16 protein-coding genes are annotated in these 24,090 nt (G+C 42.0%); 8 read left to right on the forward strand and 8 right to left on the reverse strand.

The genetic code is table 11. From position 1 onward, the window contains the following. Positions 1-9 precede the first annotated feature (9 nt). Positions 10-417 carry a hypothetical protein gene (locus ACZ48L_RS06810; protein ID WP_219524000.1) on the forward strand — a complete coding sequence of 136 codons (408 nt, stop codon included), beginning with the start codon at positions 10-12 and terminating at the stop codon, positions 415-417. Between the two features lie 585 nt (positions 418-1,002). On the opposite strand, the gene ACZ48L_RS06815 is transcribed toward ACZ48L_RS06810, so the two are convergent. From ACZ48L_RS06815 to ACZ48L_RS06830, 4 genes are all read right to left on the reverse strand, one after another. Beyond that, entirely contained in the window at positions 1,003-2,007 is a 1,005-nt protein-coding gene (locus ACZ48L_RS06815; RefSeq protein WP_025791471.1) for a peptidoglycan DD-metalloendopeptidase family protein, read from the reverse strand. 268 nt (positions 2,008-2,275) lie between these two features. Continuing rightward, positions 2,276-4,372, reverse strand: a complete 2,097-nt coding sequence (gene recG / locus ACZ48L_RS06820) for an ATP-dependent DNA helicase RecG (RefSeq protein WP_025791469.1) — start codon at positions 4,370-4,372, stop codon at positions 2,276-2,278. 47 nt (positions 4,373-4,419) lie between these two features. After that, positions 4,420-5,094, reverse strand: coding sequence for a 2-C-methyl-D-erythritol 4-phosphate cytidylyltransferase (locus ACZ48L_RS06825; protein WP_025791468.1), 675 nt, complete (start codon positions 5,092-5,094; stop codon positions 4,420-4,422). Between the two features lie 9 nt (positions 5,095-5,103). Continuing rightward, on the reverse strand, positions 5,104-5,676 hold the full coding sequence (locus tag ACZ48L_RS06830) for a DJ-1 family glyoxalase III (RefSeq protein WP_008823574.1): 573 nt from the start codon (positions 5,674-5,676) through the stop codon (positions 5,104-5,106). A 135-nt stretch (positions 5,677-5,811) separates the two neighbouring features. Here ACZ48L_RS06830 and ACZ48L_RS06835 point away from each other — a divergent pair, with 135 nt between their 5' ends. From ACZ48L_RS06835 to ACZ48L_RS06855, 5 genes are all read left to right on the forward strand, one after another. Continuing rightward, positions 5,812-6,702, forward strand: coding sequence for an NAD kinase (locus ACZ48L_RS06835; protein ID WP_025791467.1), 891 nt, complete (start codon positions 5,812-5,814; stop codon positions 6,700-6,702). 16 nt (positions 6,703-6,718) lie between these two features. Beyond that, positions 6,719-8,395, forward strand: coding sequence for an ABC transporter ATP-binding protein (locus tag ACZ48L_RS06840; RefSeq protein ID WP_025791466.1), 1,677 nt, complete (start codon positions 6,719-6,721; stop codon positions 8,393-8,395). Between the two features lie 75 nt (positions 8,396-8,470). Further along, the gene (locus ACZ48L_RS06845; RefSeq protein WP_025791464.1) at positions 8,471-9,403 is read left to right on the forward strand and encodes a peroxiredoxin family protein; all 933 of its coding nucleotides are present in this window, start codon (positions 8,471-8,473) and stop codon (positions 9,401-9,403) included. A gap of 363 nt (positions 9,404-9,766) precedes the next feature. Next, entirely contained in the window at positions 9,767-11,215 is a 1,449-nt protein-coding gene (locus ACZ48L_RS06850) for a hypothetical protein (RefSeq protein WP_025791463.1), read from the forward strand. A gap of 8 nt (positions 11,216-11,223) precedes the next feature. Continuing rightward, positions 11,224-11,757 carry a DUF6646 family protein gene (locus ACZ48L_RS06855; protein WP_025791462.1) on the forward strand — a complete coding sequence of 178 codons (534 nt, stop codon included), beginning with the start codon at positions 11,224-11,226 and terminating at the stop codon, positions 11,755-11,757. A 90-nt stretch (positions 11,758-11,847) separates the two neighbouring features. Here the strand turns inward: ACZ48L_RS06855 and pulA are convergent, their stop codons facing one another. From pulA to ACZ48L_RS06875, 4 genes are all read right to left on the reverse strand, one after another. Further along, positions 11,848-13,761 (reverse strand): type I pullulanase, encoded by a 1,914-nt coding sequence (pulA, locus tag ACZ48L_RS06860; RefSeq protein ID WP_219448517.1) that lies wholly within the window; start codon positions 13,759-13,761, stop codon positions 11,848-11,850. Positions 13,762-13,784: 23 nt separating this feature from the next. Beyond that, a complete protein-coding gene (locus tag ACZ48L_RS06865) occupies positions 13,785-16,472 on the reverse strand; it encodes a 4-alpha-glucanotransferase (protein ID WP_464721973.1) in 2,688 nt (895 codons plus the stop codon). Between the two features lie 57 nt (positions 16,473-16,529). Next, the gene (locus tag ACZ48L_RS06870) at positions 16,530-17,858 is read right to left on the reverse strand and encodes an SLC45 family MFS transporter (RefSeq protein WP_025791461.1); all 1,329 of its coding nucleotides are present in this window, start codon (positions 17,856-17,858) and stop codon (positions 16,530-16,532) included. A gap of 180 nt (positions 17,859-18,038) precedes the next feature. Further along, positions 18,039-19,064 carry a LacI family DNA-binding transcriptional regulator gene (locus ACZ48L_RS06875; protein ID WP_025791459.1) on the reverse strand — a complete coding sequence of 342 codons (1,026 nt, stop codon included), beginning with the start codon at positions 19,062-19,064 and terminating at the stop codon, positions 18,039-18,041. A 281-nt stretch (positions 19,065-19,345) separates the two neighbouring features. Here ACZ48L_RS06875 and ACZ48L_RS06880 point away from each other — a divergent pair, with 281 nt between their 5' ends. Both ACZ48L_RS06880 and ACZ48L_RS06885 read left to right on the forward strand, forming a co-directional pair. Further along, a complete protein-coding gene (locus ACZ48L_RS06880; protein ID WP_025791458.1) occupies positions 19,346-22,411 on the forward strand; it encodes a SusC/RagA family TonB-linked outer membrane protein in 3,066 nt (1,021 codons plus the stop codon). A 21-nt stretch (positions 22,412-22,432) separates the two neighbouring features. Continuing rightward, positions 22,433-24,064 carry a RagB/SusD family nutrient uptake outer membrane protein gene (locus ACZ48L_RS06885; RefSeq protein WP_025791456.1) on the forward strand — a complete coding sequence of 544 codons (1,632 nt, stop codon included), beginning with the start codon at positions 22,433-22,435 and terminating at the stop codon, positions 24,062-24,064. The last annotated feature ends 26 nt before the right edge of the window (positions 24,065-24,090 follow it).

The raw sequence follows: 24,090 nt of genomic DNA on the forward strand, positions 1-24,090 counted from the left end.
GGAGAGACAATGAGAAAAATCAGGATGAAAGTGTTAGTAGTAATGTCTGTCATATGCCTTTCTGCATCTGCTCAGACAGAGTATAGTGGTATCGCTGGTGCCTCACCACGTCTCGTTAGGGCACATGGAAGGTCAACGGAGCGTGTGGTAAAGCAGACTCCTGCTCCTAAGAAGACCACTACAAAGACCACCACTCGTACCACGACGAGGATCGATGATGACGATGAGTCAGCTGCAGATGAGGTAAGAGACGGATTCCGCAGTGTGTCACGTGGTGTCGGTCATGCCGTTAAGGACGGTGCGAAATCTGTCGGTAAGGCGACCAGAAAGATAGGTCAGGGTGGTAAGAATTTCTTCAAGAAGCTTGGTAAAGGTATCTCAGATGCCTTTAAACCAGACACGGTAGACGAGAAGTAAACCATCTAATTACTTGGATTTGGTGTGAGGTACATCTGTTGTACCTTATACCAAACGTATGAATAGGCAGGCTTCTTTGAGTTAATCAACTCAAAGAAGCCTGTTTGATAATGCCCTTCTCAGATGTCTTTGCACATATTATAATAAGGTGTAAAAGGGTGAGGAAGAGAGTAGGAGGGTGTAAGTTTACTGGAGTAAAGTAAACTTACAGTTTGGAAAACACAAAGAAGAATAAAATAACAGGAAATGGTCTTTTCTCGACTTTGTAACCACTGCATTATCAGATAGTTACATGAGGCCTTGTAAAAGGGTGTCTTTTAGGTTGTAAAAGGGCGTCTTTTACATGCTAAAAGGGCACCTTTTACAATGCAAAAGGGCATCTTTTAGAAGCCAAAAGATGCCCTATTAAAATGTCATAGGCTAAATTATTTTACAAAGAAGCCGTCTATGTCTTGCATGCTTATCAAAGAATTGCTTCCCTTTCTCTATAGGACTGCTCCGCAGGTTGCGTATGTATATATGCAAACAGCCTCGATAGACGTGCGTCTATCGAGGCTGTTGTATTTCTTATTATAGCTTGAATCGCTACTTACTGATAGTCAGAAGCTGTCCTTCTACCACTCTTGTAAATCGTCCCAAACGGTTCAATCGGCAGATTTGGTCAAGCGTTATGCCGTGTTGTTTGGCTATTGACTCTAAGGTTTCACCATTGGCAACCTTATGATAGAGAATCTTTCCGCTTTCAGCATAAGCCTCAGAACGAGGTGTATGACTCGAGAAGTCTGTGTTATAGGTCTTCGGCTGATAAGATGAATACCGTTGTCCACGCTTCCCCTGTATATTTTCACGAGAGTAACCGAGGCTTGATGATGTACCGCGAGCAGCTGTAGCACGTTCTGATTCTTGTGCAACCGTACTGCGACGGAATACATAATAGTCGCCAGTTACGTCCTGATGAGCAAAGTCAAAGAATAGTGCTGGGTTCAAAGCAACGCCACAAAGACGTGTCTCAAAGTGCAGGTGAGAACCTGTAGAACGCCCAGTATTACCGCCTAAACCGATTGGTTGTCCTGCACGAACAGTCTGATTGACAGATACAATCTGCTTAGAGAGGTGTCCATAAATGGTCTCAAGACCATTGCTATGTCGTATAACAATGTACTTTCCATAGCCATTTCCGTCGTATTTTACTACACGTACTTTACCAGAGAAGGCTGCACGGATAGTGTCACCGATATAAACTTTGATGTCTAATCCTTGGTGGTGACGTCCCCAACGGCGTCCGAAGTTACTTGTTATGACGCGACTTGGTGTTGGCATGCAGAACCCACGTAAATCAATCTTATAGACATCAGGCAGTGTACCAGCCCTGTGTGCATATACGTTGTTCCAGTCGTTATAGAGTTCTGATGATGGTTCGTCTATTTCCTCAGCCTCGCGTAAGCGAGTGATAACCACAGTGTCAAGAGCTTTGGCTCGTCTGTCGATTGGTGCTTGACGTGCAAGCAAGTCTTGAGCATTTGCTGTATGTGATGTTAGAGCAAAGAGCGAAGTAAGCGCAAAGGCTCTAACTATATTTCCTAACTTCATAATTAAGTTATTTTATTTCGGTTTATTATGTCAAGGATATGAGGCAAATGAGTCTCATTTATTCACTAATAATCCAGTAATGGACGTCATTTTTGTCCAATTCTGAACTAAAAGACGTCGCAAAGATAACGAAAAAATGTAGAAAAAATTGCAGGTTAACAGTTTTTATAGGGGTTTTAACAAGGAGTTTTTATGTATTATTATGCTTGAATAATGTAAATCAAGTGAGGAGTTTTAGGCGGTTTTAGGGTAAAAAGCCCAATCTTTATCAAGAAATTGCAGCCCAATTAATATTAGTATTTCTTAACATTTTTAATCTATTCCAAAGTAAATTATATTCGCTTTTCTGGCAAGTTGGATCGTCATCAATAATTTTCTGGGCTTCTTCCCGTGCCATTTGGACAATCTGACCGTCCCGTGCTATGTCGGCAATCTTGAGGTCGAAGGCAACACCACTTTGTTGTGTACCTTCCAGATCACCAGGTCCACGGAGTTTTAAGTCGGCTTCTGCAATCTCAAAACCATCGTTAGTGTCACACATTATATCTATGCGTTTGCTGGTTTCTTTCGTCAGTTTGTGATTGGTAACGAGTATGCAATAGCTTTGTTCAGCGCCACGTCCTACTCGTCCACGGAGCTGATGAAGCTGTGATAGTCCGAAACGCTGTGCATCAAGTATGATCATTACGCTTGCATTGGGTACGTTGACTCCCACCTCTATTACTGTTGTAGCGACGAGAATCTGAGTAGTCCCGTTTACGAACTTCTGCATCTCCTCCTCCTTCTCCTTATCTTTCATCTTCCCATGTATCTTACTTAACTTGAATTCCGGGAAGACTTCACACATTGCATGATATCCGTCTTCAAGGTTCTTGAGGTCCATTTTCTCACTTTCTTTGATGAGTGGGAACACGATATATACTTGTCTGCCGAGGTTTATCTGCTGGCGTATACCTTGATAAAGGCTTACCATCTGGTCATCATACTTGTGAATCGTCTGTATAGGTTTGCGTCCTGGGGGTAATTCGTCGATTACGCTGACATCCAAATCACCATAAATGGTCATTGCAAGGGTACGCGGGATGGGCGTAGCTGTCATTACAAGGACGTGTGGAGGGTTCTCACTCTTGCTCCATAGCTTAGCCCTTTGAGCCACACCGAAGCGATGTTGCTCATCAATAACAGCCATTCCGAGACTGTGGAATTGTACCTTGTCCTCTATGATAGCATGCGTTCCTACAACAATATTTACTGAACCATCCAGCAATCCGTCCAAAACTTCCTTGCGTTTTTTGCCCTTTATGATCCCCGTCAGTAGTTCCACGCGAAGGTTCATACCCTTCAGAAACTCCTTGATCGTCTGTAAGTGCTGTTCTGCAAGTATCTCTGTTGGTGCCATCATGCAAGCTTGATAGCCGTTGTCAATGGCTATTAGCATAGACATCAGTGCAACAAGTGTTTTCCCAGAGCCTACATCACCTTGCAGAAGACGGTTCATCTGTCTTCCACTTGCCATGTCTGCCCTTATCTCATGCATCACTCTTTTCTGTGCACCAGTAAGTTCAAAAGGAAGATTCTTTGTATAAAACCAGTTGAATTGTGCTCCTATATGGTTGAAAATATACCCTCTGTACTTACGGCGGTGGTCACTTGCGTATCGAAGAATGTTAAGTTGGACATAGAACAGTTCCTCAAATTTCAATCGAACACGTGCTCTTTGTGTATCATCGACCGACTTAGGATAATGTATTTTCCGCATGGCATCATCACGAGAGATAAGGTGAAGATGTGTTGTTATGAATGGTGGGAGCGTCTCTTCGAGAGGTGTTGTGAGCTTACTGATGAGCATTTTCGTCAGTTTCTCCATGGCACGCGAGTTGATGCCAGCCTTTTTCATCTTCTCTGTGGTGATATAAAAAGGTTGCATCCCCATGTCATTGAGTTGCAACTGACTTGCATCGTCAATGTCAGGGTGCGTGAATTGGAACCTACCATTGAAGAAAGTAGGCTTACCAAAGACGATATAGTCTTTCCCTATTTGGTAGTTTTGATAGATATACTTTGTTCCGTTGAACCAAACAAGGTCACAAATGCCATGTCCATCACTAAAGTGTGCGATGATTCTCTTCTTCCTTCTGCCCATATCAGCCTCCTCAAAGCTGAGGATTTGCCCTTTAATTTGGACGAAAGGCATGTCTTGTGAAAGCTCAGAGATAAGATAAACCTTTGTACGATCTACGTATTTATAGGGGAAATATTCCAAAAGATCACGATAAGTAGTGATTCCAAGCTCCTTGCTTAGAATCTCTTTTCGTTTCGGACCTACCCCCGGTAGATACATGATGTCCTGTGATAGTATGTCCATAAGGTCTTTTTCTTGCGAGAATATACTCTTCTTTCCCCCTCTTGAACCTATTCTTTAATTAATACTTCAGCTATTTTAAGGTCGAAAGGAGTGGTAATCTTGATGTTTTCCCGATTCCCTTCAACCATTGCAACTTGGCATCCAAGGCTTTCAACAACACTTGCATCATCCGTAAAACATGGCTGATACTCTACCTGGAAAGCCTGACGTGCCAGCGCAATGTCGAAAACCTGTGGCGTTTGTACCACTCGATAGTCGCTTCGCAGTACGTTTTTCCCTCCTCCTTGCTTATCTATATAACGTAAAGTGTCGGTTACTGGCATGACTGGTATTGCTGCATAGGTGTCTTCAGCAGTATCATAACAGCGTGCAATGGTGCTTATAGAGACAAACGGACGTACTCCATCATGAATACCTACGAGTCCCTCTTCGCCATCAGGTATCATCATTAAGCCATTCTTCGATGATTGGAAACGTGTGTCCCCTCCATCTGTCAGTGTGTATTCTTCGTCGAAATGATATTTGTCACATAACTCTTTCCAATACGCTTGTTGCTCTTTTGGCAAAACAAGGATAATGTTTATCGACTTGTCATACTCATGAAAGCGACTTATTGTGCGCATCAGGACGGGCTTATTGCCTACGGGAAGGAACTGTTTGGGTATGTCTGACCCCATACGCAATCCCTTTCCGCCTGCTACAATGATAACATAATTGCTCATCCTTACGACTTATTTGCTGCTTATTAATCGGTCGTAAATCATTCCTTTCTTTATTTCTTCAACCTTCTCCTGTGGTATGAAGTAGCTTAAAAGCTTATAAGCATAGGGGAAAGAAGCAGCCGGACCGCCACCTGTAGTTACGTTTCCGTCTTCCTGTACGAGTGCTCCTGTGTATTCAGCGTCGTCTCCTAAATAGCTTTCCATACCTGGATAGATTGTTGCTTTCTTACCTTTCAGCAAGCCAACAGATGCTAAAACCAATGGTGCTGCACATATCGCAGCTACTCTTTTGCCACTTTCGAACTGTTCTTTGAGAGCTTTTCGCACCCCATCATGCTCATTTAGGTTCTTGGAACCAGGCATTCCGCCGGGCAACATCAGTAAGTCTACATCCGAGAAGTTGCTAATTTCTTCAAAAAGAAGGTCAGCTTTGATTGTAACTCCATGTGATGATTCAACCAAATGGTTACCAGTTACACTAATAGTCTTTACTTCTACACCACCCCGACGTAGGATATCTACAGGTGCTAAAGCCTCAACTTCTTCGAAGCCGTTCGCAAGAAACTCATACACTTTTGCCATAATATTTCGCTTTTAAGTCTATAGATTCAATTAAAATCTTTAATTTTGCACATGTTAATGTATTTGCAAATATACTAAATATTAATGGTTTAGTGTGTCTTGTAAGGCTAAAAGAAATTTAAAAGGTACGTTTTTATGGCTGAAAAGAAACTGCGGTTTGCCATTTTTGGGAATGGTTCCAAGGCTTTAGAGTCCATTCAGATATGGGAGATGCTTGACTATCTGATCAAGCACAGTGCTGAAGTCTATGTGGAACAGTTCTTTTACTATGCCTTACAGCACCAACTGAAGGATGATTTAGAGGTAGATGGCCTGTTCAAGGGCTCTGACTTTAATGCTGATTATGTTATCTCCCTTGGTGGTGATGGTACTTTTCTGAAAGCTGCAAGTAGTGTTGGTGCTAAGCAAATACCCATCATTGGTGTGAATATGGGGCGATTGGGATTCCTTGCAAACGTTGCTCCTGCCGACGTCATATCCATGCTGGACAATATCTTTGCAGGGCAATATGACATAGAAGAGCGTGTTGTTATTCAGCTTGATGCTGGTGCTGAGTCTTTAGAAGGTTGTCCCTGTGCATTAAATGATATTGCAATTCTGAAGCGTGATACAGCTTCAATGATCTCTATCAGGGCAAGTGTTAATGGAGAATATCTGGTTACTTACCTCGCAGATGGGCTTGTTATCAGTACCCCAACGGGTTCAACTGCATATTCTTTATCAGTTGGTGGACCTATCATCATGCCTCAAGCGGGTATATTAAGTCTGACTCCCGTGGCTCCACACACGTTAAATATTCGTCCAATAGTCATCAGTGATGATGTGGAAATAAAGCTTGAAGTAGAAAGTCGTAGCCATAATATCCTTGCAGCCATTGATGGTAGATCAGAAAAGATTAGTGAAGGAGTAGTCTTAACCATTAAAAAAGCTCCTTATAAAGTTCATATTGTGAAACTTCATGGACAGCGTTTTTTCTCTACATTACGTGAAAAACTGATGTGGGGAGCCGATATGAGAAAGTTCTAAGTTAGAAAAAAGGCGAATGATAAGTAAGATAAAAAGACTTTTTCAGATTCCTGAGACGCGTTATACTACAAAGGAAATCTTCCGTTGGTTGTGGCTTGCGTGGCGTGGAAACCGTACACAGGCAGTGTTGAATGCCGTTATTGGTATTCTTAGTGTGGGTGTTTCTTTGGCTACAGTGTGGGCTGTTCAGCATGCTATAGACGTTGCTTCGCATGTAATAGAGGGTAGTATCTATACTGCAGTGGGCATTATGGGTGTTTTGATACTGTGTGACTTTGCTCTAAGTGTGGCATCTGTGTGGGTTCGTAACCTCCTTGGAGTGAAAGCACAGAACCGAATGCAACAGCAAATGCTTGATAGAATCCTGCGTTCGGAGTGGCATGGAAGAGAGAAACACCACAGTGGAGACGTCTTGAACCGCTTGGAATTTGACGTATCCAATGTTGTCAGCTTCCTTACAGAGACCATTCCGAGTTCTATTTCCACGCTTGCAATGTTCCTTGGAGCCTTTTTCTACCTCATGTCAATGGACTGGAGGCTTGCAATTCTCATTGTTGCGATGATTCCAATATTCGTTTTGGTGAGTAAAATATATGTTCGCCAGATGCGAAGACTGACTCGTGAGGTTCGTAACTCCGACTCTAAAGTACAGAGTGTGTTGCAAGAGACGATTCAACACCGCATGCTTATTAAGACGTTAGAGAGTGATGAAGTGATTGTTGATAAGCTGGAAGACACACAAAGTGAGCTGCGTCGTAAGGTTGTTCGTCGTACGAAATTCTCTGTTTTCTCTAATCTTGTGTTGAATTTTGGCTTTGCTTTTGGTTATCTTGTAGCTTTTACATGGGCGGCTTTTCGTATGTCTCTGGGCTCATTGACCTTCGGTGGCATGACAGCTTTCCTACAATTGGTGAACAAAATACAGAACCCTGCACGTCAGTTAACGAAGCTTGTACCAGCTTTTGTCTCTGTATTTACTGCAGCAGAGCGTTTGATGGAATTAGAAGAAGACCCTTTGGAGGAGCAAGGTGAGCCCATTGAGCTTAAATCTCCTTGCGGAATCAGACTCACACATGTTCATTATCGCTATGAAGACGGGGAACGTGATATCCTAAATGACCTCTCGTTCGATTTCTATCCCGGTTCTTGTACGGCTATTCTCGGTGAGACCGGAGCAGGAAAAACCACTTTGGTTCGTATGCTTTTGGCACTTGTGAAGCCACAGAGTGGGAAAGTCGAGATCTATAATAACAAGAAACATGCGGAGTTAAGCCCTCTTCTCCGTGCCAATTTCGTGTATGTCCCACAGGGGAACACGCTTCTTAGCGGGACAATACGTGAGAACTTACTACTTGGAAAGGTTGATGCCACGGAGGAAGAGATGAAGACTGTACTGTTAAAGAGCTGTGCTGACTTTGTCTTTGATTTGCCTTTAGGACTCGAAACACCTTGTGCTGAACAGGGAGGAGGCCTCAGTGAAGGACAGGCACAGCGTATTGCAATAGCACGTTCATTGCTTCGTGACCGTAGTATCATGATATTTGATGAGGCTACCTCAGCCCTTGACCCAGAGACGGAACGGCAGTTGCTGAAGAATATTCTCTCTAAGCATGACAAGACTGTTATATTCATCACACACCGACCAGCTGTTGTAGATTATTGTGACCAGACTTTGACGATAGAAAAAAACTAATAATGAACTTGTTTTATTGGATATAAAAACCTAAATTTGCATGGTATGAAATATAAAAACAAAGGAATAATAAATATGAGAAAGATTCTTTTCACAGCCCTTTGCGCACTGTTCGTGTCAGTAACAGGTGTTCATGCACAGTCAGCAGACTCTAATCAAAAGAAAGATCTGGATGCAAAGTATGCTGTTAATATGCTTAAATCAGGAGCAAAGGCACCCGATTTCAAGTTGAAAACATACGATGGTAAGTTGATAAGCCTAAGTCAATATCGTGGAAGTTACGTAGTATTGGACTTCTGGGCAAGCTGGTGCCCTGACTGTCGGCGTGATATTCCTGCTATGAAAGCTCTCTATGAGCAGTTCCGTGACCACGGTGTGCAGTTTATTGGTATTTCTTTTGATACAGACAGGGAGGCTTGGGCAAAGACTTATTGGAACCGTTATCAGATGAATTGGACACAGGTCAGTGAACTTAAGAAGTTCAGAAAGGAAACAAACATTGATAAGTTATACAGGATTGATTGGATTCCTTCCATGTATCTTGTCGACCCTTATGGTAAGATTGTCCTTGGAACAGTAGAGATTGACAAGCTGAAAGCAAAGTTGGAGGAGGTTGCTTCTGCACCAAAAATAAGTAAGACGGATGTTTTACCAACCTTCGAAGGAGGTCAAGATGCCATTGACCTGTATTTTACAAAGGCACAACGTCCAAGCATAACATCATTCCGTGCAAAGGCAGAGATGGACATTACGGTTGTCTTCAATGTTGAAATGGATGGAACAGTGACGGGAGCTCGTGTTGCAGATGTGAAGAATGCCCGTGGAACCAGCAAGCGTTTTATGAAGATGGAACCAGCAAAACAACAACGGATTCTTAAAGAATGCGTTGATTACTACAAGGAACAGGCTGTTCGTTTGACGAATAACATGCCGAAATGGACACCAGCTCAGGAGAACGGACGCCCCGTTCAGAGCAGGACTTCTCTGACAATTGCCTTTCGGGCCTGACCATTAAAGAAACTAACTCATGATAATACGAAGAGAGCATATCGATAAGAAGACAAGCTATAGGCTATTGATGTCTTCTATGATAGGCTCTCTTTTTTTATAGATTCACGCTGATTTACTAATAACAAAACAAGCTTATGGTTGACACTTTGCCACTTTACAAGAAATTACAAGCCCTTTGTAGAAGTATTACAAGGCGTCTGTAATAGTATTACAAGGCGCTTGTAATAAGATTACAAAGCCTTTGTAATTTTCTGTAGGATGCTTTATCATAGCCACAATGACGATTGTTTAAGATGTAAAAGGTGTATTGACAGTGTTTCAAAAGAAGATATATAACTAATTAACTTATTACAAAAAAGTATGAGAACTCTTTTATTATGTGTACTTGCGTTATGCTCTCATGTTATGAGTATGACTGCTCAGGTGACGGGAAGAATTGAATATCCCTACCGTGCTGACTATGAAGATCAGTTGGTTCTGCCAATTGGTGATAAAGGATTGGTTATTCAGTCGTTTGCAAAAGATTCCAAAGCTGGCAAACGTTATTTTAAGACCGAGTTCTATTCAACGATGATGACCCCCGTGAGCACAGACTCCATGTTGATAGACAAGGGGATGTATTACTATTCCAACATCGTTGACAACGGAGTACTCTACACCGTATTGCGTGAGAGTGATGGTACGTTTATGATTGTTGCCTTTAATGCTACGACGCATAAGATTACTGTTACAGATGGTGAGTATACCCGAAAAGGAACAATGCGCAACCTGATCATTTCAAATGATAATGTGGTATTCAGTTCAACACAGAAGAAGATAGACCGTATTGGTATTATCAATCTGAAGACAGGTGAGAGCCATTTTGCAGATATTCATTTCCCTAAAGTAAAGGATAAGAATATCTTTATTCTAGAGAACACCGTGATAGACAATACCATCTATGCGTTAGTAAGCGCTGATAATGATATTCAGTTGGTACGACTTGATATGCAAGGAAAAGAGTTAGGTACGACCAATCTTACGGCAGACATGCCAGAACGCATCATTTCAGCTTCTGCTTCAAAGGCTGGGGACAAGTATTTTGTTACGGGAACCTACTCTCGTTCGAAGAAAGGTGGCGCTGAAGGTATCTTCTTCTCTGAGTTGAAAGATAATAAGTTTAATAACATTAAGTTCTACAACTTCCTTGATTTGAAGAACTTTACCGACTATATGAGTGACCGTAAGCAGGCTAAGATTGAGCGGAGGAAGGAAAAAGCAAAGAAAGCCGGTAAGGAATATGCATTGAAATATCTGATGGCTTCACACCGAATTATGACAGATGGAAAAGATTATTTCTATCTTGGTGAGGCATACTTCCCTGTATATTCAACAACAAGAATGGGTAATATGGTTATGACAACATTTGTTGGTTATAACTATACCCATGCCGTATTGGCAAAGTTTGATGCGTCAGGTAATCTGTTATGGGACGAATGTTTCCCGATGGAACCACGTACAATGCCTCTTTATGTGAAGCGATTTGTATCTGCAAGTTTAAAGGGAAAGAATGTCAATCTTCTCTTTACAGATAGGAATAAGATGGTTTCCAAGCTCTTTAACAATGCTGATGGAAAGGTGATTCAGGACCGTACCTCTGAATTTATTGAGACAGATAATGATGACGAAGATGTGAAAAAGATGCGTTATTCTGACTCACAACATTGGTATGGTGACAACTTCTTGGTTTATGGAAAGCAAGTTGTGAAGAACTCAAAGACGGGTGAACGCCGTAAGGTATTTGCTGTAACGAAGTATACTATTAAATAAATAAGATTATGAAAGTAAAGTGTTTATTTGGCAAACGTAATCTCCTTGCGAGTCTGTTCATGATGGCTTGTTTCCTTTGTGTATCACAAACTTCTCATGCACAAGCCTGGGATGGAGAAGGTGATGTGAAGGTTTATGGTGGATATGCTAACGTTGGTGGCAAGTCGGGTGTAGAAATTGGTACTGATTATGCCGTTACTGACTATATATCCTTAGGTGGACAAGTCACTTATGTGCATGTTAAGGACCGTGAAGGAGAAGACTATGGCTTTTTGTCAGGCTATGATCTCAGTTTTCATTGTGATTATCACTGGGCTGAACTCATGAAGTTGCCTTCGGTATTGGATGTTTATTCAGGTGCTTCTATTGGTCTTCGCACTGGTGCTCTGCAGGTGGGTCTTCGTTATAACTTTAGCGAGACTTTCGGACTTTATGCTCAGGTGAAGCAGAATATCTTCAAGACTTTTGGTGAAGATAGTGATCATCCAGCTGTCTATAAAGGTAAGACAGCCTTGTCATTGGGTATGACAATTACGTTCTAATACGATAAGAGGGTTCATGCTTGTTAGGCATGAACCCTCTTTTATGATTGATAACAATATCTGTTATCTTATTTTTTTCTCCTTTAATAATCAATCATGAAGAATCAAAGCACTTTGTCCATCTACTGTAACTTCGCCTCCTTCCATTTCACCAAGGCCTGATTCTTTGACTTCACCGTTAGCGCATACAATCGTATATTTACCCTTCGGGATATTTACTGTGCGCAATTCAGGGTTGGCATTGAGGATAACATAGATGTTATTCCACTTATCTCCACCTGCATGTCCTTTGAGATGGAAGGCTACAAGGCACTTCTGAACAGGCAAGAACTCCAAATGTTTGCGTACAAGATCGGCACTTCCAAGGCGGAAAGCAGGATGATTTTTACGCAGATTGATTAATCCACTATAGTAATTGAATACTTGAGGGTATGCTTTGAGATTGTTCCAGTCAAGGTGATTGATGCTATCAGGTGAATTAAATGAGTTGTGGACACCCTTCTTATCACGCAGCATCTCTTCACCAGAAAGTATGAATGGTACGCCTTGTGATGTCAATACAGCTGTTTGAGCAAGTTCATCAAGGCGTATCAGTTCGTTCTCATCATATTCAGCTTCGGGTATTGACGCTTTTAAACGGTCCACAAGGCACAGGTCATCATGACAACTGACGTAAGCAATCATCTGTGTTGGCTCTGTAGCATACGGTTTTTTAGAGTAGTTTACCTTTGAGTAATCTACTTGTGGATGGGCAATCATCCCCGCAATACCTGCTTTTAAACTCTCTTCCAGACCTTCGATGCCACCTACAAAGCCAGTTTTCTTATCATCAGAGAACGGACCACGCAAGGCATCACGGATATCATCTGAGAAGGCAGCTATGCCCGGCATCTGCGAAATAGCAGCTTTCATAGCCAGTTTATCATGTGGATAAGCGCAAGTGCCAGCACTCCATCCTTCTCCATAAATGAATATTCCAGGGTCAATAGCATTGAGCTCACGGCGTATGTCGTTCATCGTTTGGATGTCATGGACACCCATAAGGTCGACTCGGAAGCCATCAATATGATATTCTTTCACCCAATACTTCATTGACTCTAACATGAAGTCGTGCATCAAAGTCTTCTCACTTGCTGTTTCGTTGCCGCACCCAGAACCGTCAGAAGGTGTACCATCAGCTTTATAACGGTAATAAGCCTTAGGGAAGGTACGCTCAAAATTACTATTCTTCAGGTCGAAAGTGTGATTGTAAACAACGTCAAGTATCACTCTGATGCCAGCCTTATGTAATGCCTGTACCATCTGTTTGAATTCTTTGATACGGCGTGTTGGAAGGTTAGCATCGTAGGAGTAACTTCCTTCTGGCACATTATAGTTCAGTGGATCATATCCCCAATTGTACTGAGGTGTGTTTGGTTTTGACTCATCTACTGATGCAAAATCGAAAGAAGGGAGTATATGAACGGTGTTAACTCCTAATTTCTTTAGATAATCAATGGCCTTTTGCTCAGTCAAAGCTAGGAATTTGCCTTTATGAACCAACCCAGAAGAAGGGTCAATGGAGAAGTCGCGATGATGTAACTCATATATAATAAGGTCGGATGGACTTTTAGTTGGTACTCGGTGGTCGGTATTCCATCCTGTAGGATCGGTCTCCTTCATATCAATAACAGCACCTCGTATGCCGTTACAGCCTACAGCCTTTGCAAAGACACCTGGTGTTTCGCCATGTCCTATATCGAAAGTATAGAACTTACCTTTGAGGTTCCCTTTGACAGTTGTAGTCCAAGTGTTCTCTCCACTTTGTTCCATCTTTATCTTCTTGTATGCTTTTCCTCCTGTACCAGCATCATAAAGGCGAAGTGTTGGCTTGCTAGGTGCTATGAGACGAAAGGTCGTTTCACTCGGAGAGTAGGACACCTCGTTAAACTTCTGTTGTGCTGAGGCATTCTGAGAGCATAGAAGTGCGGTGAAGAACGCTATGATATAATGTTTTATCTTCATTGTTTTTATTCTTTAGAATACTGTTATCTACCTGACAGATGAACCAAATCAGTTATTTGGCTGTTGAAAGCATCATTCTTCATAAGTGCTTCAATACTAACATGCATACGGTAGCGCCAGTAGTGCTTAGGATTTGCAGGGATATTGATTCGTTCTGCATTGGGGTCAGGAAGACGTAGATCTTCATCAATACTCATCCAGTCCTGTATGCCAAGGATACAAAGCATACTTGGTGAGGTGAGGTGTCGGCTAACGATGTCACGTGCCAACCAGCCTGGCAGTGGGTGTGGTGCAGGACCTTCACGATGCAGCATCGTGTTGAAGTAGTCCTGTGTACGTGGCCAATCTTCATCCCACCATTGGCGAAGTGTTGCCATGTCGTGTGTTGAAATGGTGCTGACACTTCGGTAAGGGTTAGCTCCCAGATGTCCAAAGCGTACGTGTGGGTCCTTAGGCATACTTTGTATTTCAAGACTAAGGATGCGCAGTTCGTTCATGACCCATGCAACACAGCTCGGTACCATACCAAGGTCCTCTGCACAGACAAGCATACGTGTGGCGTCAACCAGCTTCGGAAGTTTCTTCATTGCTTCCTGATACCAGAACTGATTGTTACGTCTGTAATAGTAATCGTTGTACAACCTATTGAAGATAGCTTTGTCACTGTCATAGAGACTCTCGTATATGAAGTCATGCTGTACGCTTATACGTGGGTGGAAGAGATTTGGATTTTTACGGTCACGTACGAAGAGAACGTCGCTGATAAGGGCATATAGTCCATCACGTATCCAAATATCTTTCTCAGAAGTCTTATCCTCAAAAGCCTTTTCCACCTTGCGTTGGGTGTCATAGGCTGGCCGCATCTTATAATGATCGCCCCAAGTGTGCTCTATATAGTTCTCACGTACTTCGTTGGCATGCTCCTTGAAGACACGGTCGAGTACCCAATCTGTGATAAAAGGTTCAGTAAACAATGCTTCTTGCCACTGTAATCCATAGCCTTCTATCTCTTCTCGGCTCATACCCAGTGATGGAGAGAATTGTCCGAGAAGTCCGTGGACAGAGTTGATTGGAATCTCCCATATACGGAAGAAGCCTAAGACATGATCGATTCGATAAGCATCAAAGTATTGAGCCATGTTCTGGAATCGTTTTATCCACCATTGACAACCATCCTTCAGCATCTCTTCCCAGTTGTAAGTCGGGAATCCCCAGTTCTGTCCATTTACTGAAAAGTCATCAGGAGGAGCACCTGCTTGTCCGTTAAGATTGAAGTAACGTGGTTCAGTCCATACATCACAACCATATCGATTAACACCAATAGGGATGTCACCTTTGAGTATTACGTTATGAGCCTGAGCATATTCATGTACAGCTTTGAGCTGACTACTCAAAATAAATTGTACATAATAGAAGAATGCAACGTCCTTGTATGCTTTGTTCTTTGGGTCAGATAGAGCCTTACGAGTAGTTTCATCCCATTGGTGATGGTCTGGCCAGAGAGAGAAATCGGCTGTGCCGTACTTGTCCCGCAGGTAGCTGTATTGTGCATAAGGGACTAACCAGTGTTCTGTTTCTTTGAAGAATGTCTTAAAGGCATTGCTCTTGAGAACCTTTTCTCCTTCTTGTTCGAAAAGCAAATGCAGATATTCTATCTTTGAAAAGTTAACTCGCTCGTAGTCAATCTGTGGTAGAGCATTGAGTTCCTTGCGAATTTTTTCAAATCTTTCTCTTGCCTTCGCATCTTTCAATGTTGGTAAAGCTGTTAAGTCCACATACTGAGGATGCAAGGCAAAGATAGATATACAGCTATATGGATAAGAGTCTGTCCAAGTGTGCGTAATCGTTGTATCGTTGATAGGTAATATCTGTAAGGCACGTTGTTTCGTCAGACTTACCCAGTCAATCATTTTCTTCAGATCTCCAAAGTCTCCAATGCCGAAACTCGTTTCAGAGCGTAGAGAAAAAAGAGGGACTAATGTTCCTGCTATGCGTACAGGTGGAAGAGGGAAGAAAGCTTCGTCAAGCTCATAGACAGTGACATCTCCTTCTTCCATAAGTGGTAAGGTGATGATGCGGTTATTGCCACTTTCCCACACGGGTATATCGCTGTTCCCTTTCATGAAGAACTTCACTTCAAGTGTGTTACCAGTTAGCTTTGTGACATCAAGTGCTACACTCCATTCATTGATGTTGTGCTGTGTCATTGGTAGGGCTTTCGTAACATTCCATGCACCTAAAGCCAGTTCAGCTCCTGCAACATAGAGCTTATCCTCTGCATTTAATTGTGGTGCTCGTACCTTTAAAGTGATAGCTTTATTATATATATTAGTTTTGCATTTCCCGAGTTTCTTACCCATTACGCTGTCTGTAATTGCTGAGCTATAGAGGAATGAGTCTTCAGGAATGTCATGCCAGTGATCATAAACAGAATAGTTGTGTGCATGTTCTGCATCAAATTCCAATCGATGTGTTACCACACTCCACTCTTTGCGTTCGGTATTATCACCGCATTGTACGGTATAAAAGTAATCCATGTGAGTCCCTGGTCTCACATCTTTCTGCATGTTTACTTCCCAATGGTATCCATCAGTAGTATGCATTCTATATTCTGTAGTCTCTTTCTCCCCATTATGGTAGCCTTTGATGACGTTAAGGATAAGATCCTGACCGTAATAAGTGTTGTAATCTAAATGAAAATGTATATTCATAGGGCTGGAATATTTATATTCTTCAAAATTGATAATACTATTAGATAAATGGAAATGCTATTCTGTTGTGTGTTGATCGTTGATGATAGTGACGGATAGTGCTCCTAGTACGAGGGCTACACCTGCTATAATCATCATGTTACTCTGTACAGAACCAACCATACTAAGGAGAGTTCCTCCTACTAAAGCTGCGATAATCTGTGGGATACATATGGTTCCATTGAAAAGTCCAAGATATGCTCCCATGTGTCCGTAACCCTCCAAAGCATTGGTAACAAACGTAAATGGCATGGCAAGCATTGCTGCCCATGCACACCCGATGAGGATGAAAGGAATGAACATTACGTACTGGTCATGTACAAAAGCTGTCATTGCAAAGCCTATACCACCTAAAATGAGGGACAGAGCATAACCTAATTTCCTGTTCTTGAACTGTGGAAGAATGATAGCCCATAGTACAGATCCAATAGCTTGAACAGCGAAAAGCATACCTACCCAGTTGCCTGCTTCTTGATAACCGACCGTGGCTGTGGCATCTTTTGCGAACATATCAACATTCCAACAGTTGGCAGCTACGGTTCCGTTAGTGTATGTCCACATATACATAAAGGCAAACCAACAGAAGAATTGAACCAATCCAACCTTCCAAAAGGTAGCTGGAGCATTCTTTAATAAGGTTATCCAACCCGTTTTCTGTGCGTTCTCTGGGGTCTTTAAACTATGGTATTCTGCATACACCTTTGGTGGCATCTCTTTTACTTTGGCTGTAGTATAGATGACACAAAGGATGAGAATGGCAGCACCAATATAGAAAGAATAAACAACGGAGTCGGGGATTACACCTAAAGGAGCTTGGTTTGAGATACCAAGGAAAGTGAATAAGAAGGGGAAAATATAACCAGCTATGGAGCCAGCGTTGCACAGGAAAGATTGGATAGAGTAGGCAAGTGTCTTTTGTTTTTCATTTACCATGTCTCCAACGAGCATCTTGAACGGTTGCATCGCCATGTTGATACTTGTATCAAGGAACATCAATGAAAGTAAACCAAATACCATTGCCGTGGATACCGCCATGCCGAATGAGCCTGCATTAGGCAATAGACACATTACTAACACGGCCACCGCTGCACCCACGAAGAGATAAGGAATGCGTCGTCCGAAGCGCGTCCAAGTCTTGTCGGATAAGGCTCCAACGATGGGCTGTACGATGATTCCCATCAGAGGAGGAAGTATCCAGAAGTAGCTGAGCTTATGTGGGTCGGCTCCAAGTGTGGCAAAAATGCGAGAAATGTTAGCACTCTGCAGTGCATAGGCTATCTGAACTCCGAAGAAACCGAAGCTTAGATTCCACAGTTGCCAGAAAGTTAAGTTAGGTTTTTGTTTCATTGTTATGCGTTGTTATTAGTTTTATCCCTCTTGCTATCCTTGTAATAAGATGGAATTGGGAAAGATTGTATTCTTAAATATGTGACAGGTAGGTGTTATATTATCGATATATTTTTGTTTATGTCTTGTACTATTTGAATCTAACTTCCTTTCAAGCAGGTTAGAGGTTCTCCTTTTCTCTTATCGTGTTGTCCCTCTAATGATCAGTCTTGTTCTTACAACTCGTTTCTCAATGCTGCTTCTTGGTATGACTCCTTCAACCTTGTCAATCAAAATATTTGCAGCTTCTTCGCCAACTTGATTGCCACGTTGCTCAACAGTTGTTAGCATCGGGTCACATGCAATAGCCCGTTCGCCATTTGTAAATCCGCAGATGGAAACTTCTTCAGGGACTGCATACCCCATTCGTTTGCAAGAATATAGAATGCCAATTGCCGTGTCATCATTTACTGCAAAGAAAGCATCAGGTGGTTCTGGAAGGCTCATTACATCTGGTGTGATGGCTTCGGCATCGGCCCTATTATCACATGTCCTTATCAAACGCTCGTCTGGAAGTAAGCCATGCTTTAATAATGCATCACGATAACCATTGTATCTGTTCTTTCCAATCTCCATTGTAAGTGATGTCCCATAGTAAGCAATACGCCTACAACCCGTGTCTATGAGGTGCGTTACAGCCGAATATGCCCCCATATAATCATCTACTACCACGCGACTGGCATCTACTCCAGTACAGATACGGTCGTAAAACACTAGCGGAACACCTTGTTCAATAAGCTTTTGGAAATGATTATACTTCGCCGTATTCTTTGCTTGTGATACGATTATACCACATACTTTACTCTCAGAGAAAGCTCGACAGATCTTCACTTCATTCTCATACATCTCTCTACTTTGTGCAACCATCAGTTTATAGCCTCTTGCTGTGGCTTCTTCTTCAATGCCTGATAAGATAGATGAGAAATAAAAGTGAGTGAGTTGTGGGATAATGACGCCAATGATCTTGATAGGTTGTACCTTACTTTTGCGTAAACTCTCGGCTATCATATTTGGAAAGAAGTTATGTTCACGCGCATATTTCTTTATTTCCTCACGCTTTTCGACAGAGATGCGAGGGCTGTCTTTGAGTGCTCGAGAGACCGTAGCAACAGATACTCCAAGGTTCTGTGCTATATCTTTCATTGTTATGTTTGTGGTACCACCCATTAATTTGTTTTTTATCTTAATGCAGTCTCGTGATTTCGTTACGCAAATATACACATTTTCTATGAAATATTTGACTTATATCAATTTATTTGTTACGCAACAATCTGTGCAAACGTTTGCGCTTGCTAAATTATACTTTCAAAGAGAAAAAAGTGTGAAATCACTTTGCCCTCAATTATCTTTGCATCCGACAAAACCTATAATGTGACTGTAAGTCAGTCTGTAATGTAACTAAACGACAACAATTTTATTATTTTATAAATAACTTTAATTAAACAGTGATGAAGCAGGTTAAATGTAAATTTCCTGTTAGGATGCTGACTTTATTCATTAGTCTATTCCTTTCAGTCTATTCCTTTGCACAGTCTACTATTACTGGACACGTGAAGGATGCAGCCGGTGAACCAGTCATTGGTGCTTCGGTTCTTATCAACGGAACATCCAATGGCACTGTAACTGACCTTGATGGTAACTTTACTGTCAATGTACAGCCAGGTGCACCTTTGACGATTTCTTACATTGGTTATCAAAAACAACAAGTGGCAGCAGCTAATGGTATGGTTGTTATACTTAAAGATGACCAAGCACAACAGATGAATGAGGTGGTTGTTATTGGTTATGGAGCTGTGAAGAAAAGTGACCTTACAGGATCTGTAACAGCTCTGAAGCCTGATAGTAAGAACAAAGGCCTCGTTGTTAATGCGCAAGATATGCTTTCTGGTAAAGTTGCTGGTGTGAGCGTCACAAGCGATGGTGGTACTCCAGGCGCTGGCTCCACAATCCGTATTCGTGGTGGCTCTTCTTTGAATGCTTCTAATAATCCATTGATTGTTATTGATGGTGTGGCAATGGATCAGACGGGTATTAAGGGTGTAACCAACCCTCTGTCTCTTGTTAATCCACAGGATATTGAGTCTTTTAACGTACTGAAAGATGCTTCGGCAACAGCCATCTACGGTTCTCGTGGTTCAAATGGTGTTATCATTATTACGACAAAGAAGGGACGCCGTGGGACACAAATATCTTATAATGGTAGCTTTACCGTTAGTACAAAGTCAAAGAATCTCGACGTACTGTCAGCTGATGAGTATCGTAAATTGATAACAGATAAGTTTGGAACAGCTATGTTCACTATTGATTCTAATGGCAATCAAGTTCCAACAGCTTATGCACGTTTGGGTAAAGCAAATACTAATTGGCAGAATGAGATCTTCCGTACGGCTTTCAGTCATGATCATAATGTTTCTGTATCAGGTCAAGCAGCCAATTGGTTACCTTATCGTGTAAGTGCTGGTTATACGAATCAGCAGGGTATAATCAAGACTTCTAACTTCGAACGTTTCACTGGTGCAGTCACCTTAAGCCCTTCTCTCTTGAATAATCATTTGAACATTACTTTGAATGGTAAGGGCATGTGGACAAAGAACCGTTATGCTGATGGTGAAGCTATCAAGGCTGCTCGTCAGTTCGATCCAACCCAACCGGTATATGCTTCAGGCTTTGATAACTTCGCAGGATACTATCAATGGTTGGATGGTGGAACTGCTCTCAATGACCCAACATGGCCTACAACCTATTATTCCTTGGCTACCAAGAATCCTGTATCCATTCTTAATTTGAAAAACGACCGTGCTATCAGCCGTGATTTCCTTGGTAGTGCTGATATAGACTATAAGGTTCATGGTTTTGAAGACCTGCGTTTGCATGTTACTGCTGGTATTGATATTGCCAAAGGACGCCAGCTCACTGACGTTGACCCAGCTTCTCCACAAGCTATTTATTACGGTTCATATGGATGGGAATCACAATTGAAACGTAATATGCAACTCTCGGCTTATGCACAATACTACCATGACTTTAATGATAAAGCAAAGAATCACTTTGACATAATGGCTGGTTATGAGTGGGCACACTTCTGGCATAACACACATAACTCTTATTGGAGCTACTTCCCTAAGACGAATGCGGATGCTTCAATTGCTGGTAAAGAGCGTAATCGTACAAAGTATGATTTCGCAACAGAGAACTATCTTGTATCATTCTTTGGTCGTGCTAACTGGTCATTAATGGATGGTCGTTACATGGTAACAGCCACTGTACGTGATGATGGTTCTTCTCGTTTCAGAGATCATTGGGCTGTGTTCCCTTCATTTGCTTTTGCATGGCGTATGAATGAAGAGAACATGTTTAAGAAAATAAATTGGTTGTCTGACTTGAAACTTCGTCTTAGCTGGGGTATGACAGGACAACAAGAAGGTATCGGTGACTACAATTACTTTGCTGTATATGAGATGAATACGGGTGTCGACTCTTATTATCCTGTATATGGTGATGGTACTTTAGCCCGACCAAAGGCGTACGATCCAAGTCTGAAGTGGGAAACTACAACTTCATATAACGTTGGACTTGATTGGGGAATCCTCAAACAACGTCTTAGTGGTACAATTGATTGGTATTATCGTAAGACGAATGATCTGTTGAACAGTGCTACTGTATCAGCTGGGTCTAACTTCCGTAACCAGGTGATGAGTAACATTGGTTCTATGTATAACACTGGTGTAGAGGCAAGTATCCATTGGTTAGCGATAAATACAAAGGACTTCAACTGGACAATGGATTACAATTTCACCTATAATTATAATAAGATTACCAACCTCAATGGTGGCAATGATGCAGACTACTTCGTTCCAACTGGTGGTATCTCAGCTGGAACCGGTGGTAACATTCAGGCACAGCATGTAGGTAATACCGTCAACTCTTTCCATGTTTTCCAACAGGTATATGATAAAAATGGTAAACCTATTGAGGGAGTCGTTGTAGATCGCAATGGTGATGGTAAGATTACAGATGCTGACAAGTACTATTATAAGGCACCAGCTGCCCCTGTTACCATGGGATTTGCTTCTCGTTTTGAATATCACAGTTGGGATTTAGGCTTTGCTCTCCGTGCAAGTATTGGTAACTATGTTTACAATGATGCTTTCGCAAGTACTGCAAATATGTCAAATTCTGAATTATTCTCTAAGAGCAAGTATCTTGTAAACCGTCCAACAGAAGTCTTAGCAGACAACTGGCTTTCAACAGAAACAAAGTCAATACAGACTGACTATTGGGTACAGAATGCGTCATTCTTAAAGCTGGATAATATCACTCTTGGTTACAGCTTCGCTAACCTCCTCAAGCAGGGGACATGGAATGGAATCTCTGGTCGCGTTTATGGAACGGTAAATAATGTGTTCTGTATTACTAAGTATAAGGGACTTGACCCAGAGGTGTTCAATGGTATTGACAATAATCTCTATCCACGTCCAATCTCCTTTATTCTGGGTTTGAACTTAAACTTCTAATTTTTTAAAAGGATAAAGACAATGAATTCTAACATAAAATATATATTCTCTGCTGCAGCCTTTATGCTGTCTGTAGGACTAACCTCTTGTACTGCCGATTTGGATGTTAATCCAATTGATCCAAACCTTAAGACAAAGGTAAACACAAAGGCAGAAAGTGTTTTGAATAAGTGTTATGCTATCATAGCAATGGCTGGTAATGGAGGAGCCAATGGAGATAGTGATGTCGACGGTATTGATGGTGGTACGAGTGGTTATATTCGCCAGTTGTTCAATACACAGGAGCTTCCAACCGATGAAGCCATCTGTGCTTGGGGAGGTGATGAGGGAATCCTCAATTTCAATTTCATTACTTACGATGCTTCACACCCTATGTTGAAGGGTTTCTATAACCGTCTTTATGCTGGTATTTCTTACTGTAATCAGTATCTTAAAGACTACGGCGATTATAACGAAACAATGTCAGCTGAGGCTCGATTCCTCCGCGCTTTGAACTATTATTACCTATTGGATGAGTTCGGTAACGTGCCATTTACGACAGTAGTATCATCTGATAAAGCTGATCGTATCAAGCGTGCTGACCTCTATAAGTGGCTTGTTGACGAGCTGAAAACCAATGTTGAACCAAAATTGAGCGATCCTCAACCAAAGACATCAGCTACTTCTGGATACGGTCGTGTTGATAAGGCTGCTGCATGGATGCTCTTAGCTCGTCTCTATTTGAACGCTGAGGTATACACAGGTACACCTGATTGGGCTGATGCTAAGGTATATGCAAAGAAGGTTATTGACTCTCCTTACAAGCTTTACACAACCAAGAAAGGACAGTGGAGTGCCTATCAACAGCTCTTTATGGGCGACAATGGTGAGAGTGGAGCTTCTGTTGAGGCTGTATTCCCAATCCTCCTAGATGGCAAAATGACCACTTCTTATGGTTCAACACTTTACCTTATGGCTGGTTCGAATGATAATAGTGAGCACATAAAGGATGCTACAACAAAGGGTAACAATACCACTGCTGGATGGGCTGGTAACCGTATGCGTCCAGAATTAGTACAGAAGTTCTTCCCTAATAACAATGCTCCAAACATCGGTGCATATGCTATGCCTGCTGCTGCTAATGATGATCGTGCACTCTTTGATGGTGAAGGCAGAAACGTTGATAATGGTAATGATGAAGCTGATGTGAAGGTGTTTACCAATGGTTTTGCCGTTTGTAAGTTCACTAACTTTAAGACTGATGGCTCAGCAGGACATGATTCGATGTTCCCTGATACTGATTTCTTCCTTATGCGGGCTGCAGAGGCTTATCTGATGTATGCTGAAGCTGATGCACGTATGAACGGCGGGACGACAACTGCTGATGGTGCACAGTATATCAACGACCTCCGTAAGCGTGCACATGCTACCACTCGCAGTGCTTACTCTCTTCCTCAGATCTGTGATGAGTGGAGTCGTGAGTTCTATTTTGAGGGCTTGCGTCGTACAACCCTTATCCGTTTCGGCTACTTTGGTGGGAATGTTAATTATAACTGGAGCTGGAAAGGCGGTGTGAAAGTAGGGCGTAACGTTGACGCTCACCTAAACTTGTTCCCTATTCCAGCAAGTGATTTGACAGCTAATGATAAACTAAAGCAGAACCCTGGCTATTAATTGAGATCGTTTGCAATGGTCATCAG

The sequence above is a fragment of the Prevotella histicola genome (genome assembly GCF_055385135.1).

Coding starts and splice junctions, on each gene's coding strand:
- ACZ48L_RS06875 (WP_025791459.1), bottom strand. CDS start 19,064: ATGGGTGGTACCACAAACATAACAATGAAAGATATAGCACAGAACCTT.
- recG (WP_025791469.1), bottom strand. CDS start 4,372: ATGGACATACTATCACAGGACATCATGTATCTACCGGGGGTAGGTCCG.
- ACZ48L_RS06880 (WP_025791458.1), top strand. CDS start 19,346: ATGAAGCAGGTTAAATGTAAATTTCCTGTTAGGATGCTGACTTTATTC.
- ACZ48L_RS06835 (WP_025791467.1), top strand. CDS start 5,812: ATGGCTGAAAAGAAACTGCGGTTTGCCATTTTTGGGAATGGTTCCAAG.
- ACZ48L_RS06855 (WP_025791462.1), top strand. CDS start 11,224: ATGAAAGTAAAGTGTTTATTTGGCAAACGTAATCTCCTTGCGAGTCTG.
- ACZ48L_RS06810 (WP_219524000.1), top strand. CDS start 10: ATGAGAAAAATCAGGATGAAAGTGTTAGTAGTAATGTCTGTCATATGC.
- ACZ48L_RS06815 (WP_025791471.1), bottom strand. CDS start 2,007: ATGAAGTTAGGAAATATAGTTAGAGCCTTTGCGCTTACTTCGCTCTTT.
- ACZ48L_RS06830 (WP_008823574.1), bottom strand. CDS start 5,676: ATGGCAAAAGTGTATGAGTTTCTTGCGAACGGCTTCGAAGAAGTTGAG.
- ACZ48L_RS06850 (WP_025791463.1), top strand. CDS start 9,767: ATGAGAACTCTTTTATTATGTGTACTTGCGTTATGCTCTCATGTTATG.
- ACZ48L_RS06870 (WP_025791461.1), bottom strand. CDS start 17,858: ATGAAACAAAAACCTAACTTAACTTTCTGGCAACTGTGGAATCTAAGC.
- ACZ48L_RS06865 (WP_464721973.1), bottom strand. CDS start 16,472: ATGAATATACATTTTCATTTAGATTACAACACTTATTACGGTCAGGAT.
- ACZ48L_RS06885 (WP_025791456.1), top strand. CDS start 22,433: ATGAATTCTAACATAAAATATATATTCTCTGCTGCAGCCTTTATGCTG.
- ACZ48L_RS06825 (WP_025791468.1), bottom strand. CDS start 5,094: ATGAGCAATTATGTTATCATTGTAGCAGGCGGAAAGGGATTGCGTATG.
- ACZ48L_RS06845 (WP_025791464.1), top strand. CDS start 8,471: ATGAGAAAGATTCTTTTCACAGCCCTTTGCGCACTGTTCGTGTCAGTA.
- ACZ48L_RS06840 (WP_025791466.1), top strand. CDS start 6,719: ATGATAAGTAAGATAAAAAGACTTTTTCAGATTCCTGAGACGCGTTAT.
- pulA (WP_219448517.1), bottom strand. CDS start 13,761: ATGAAGATAAAACATTATATCATAGCGTTCTTCACCGCACTTCTATGC.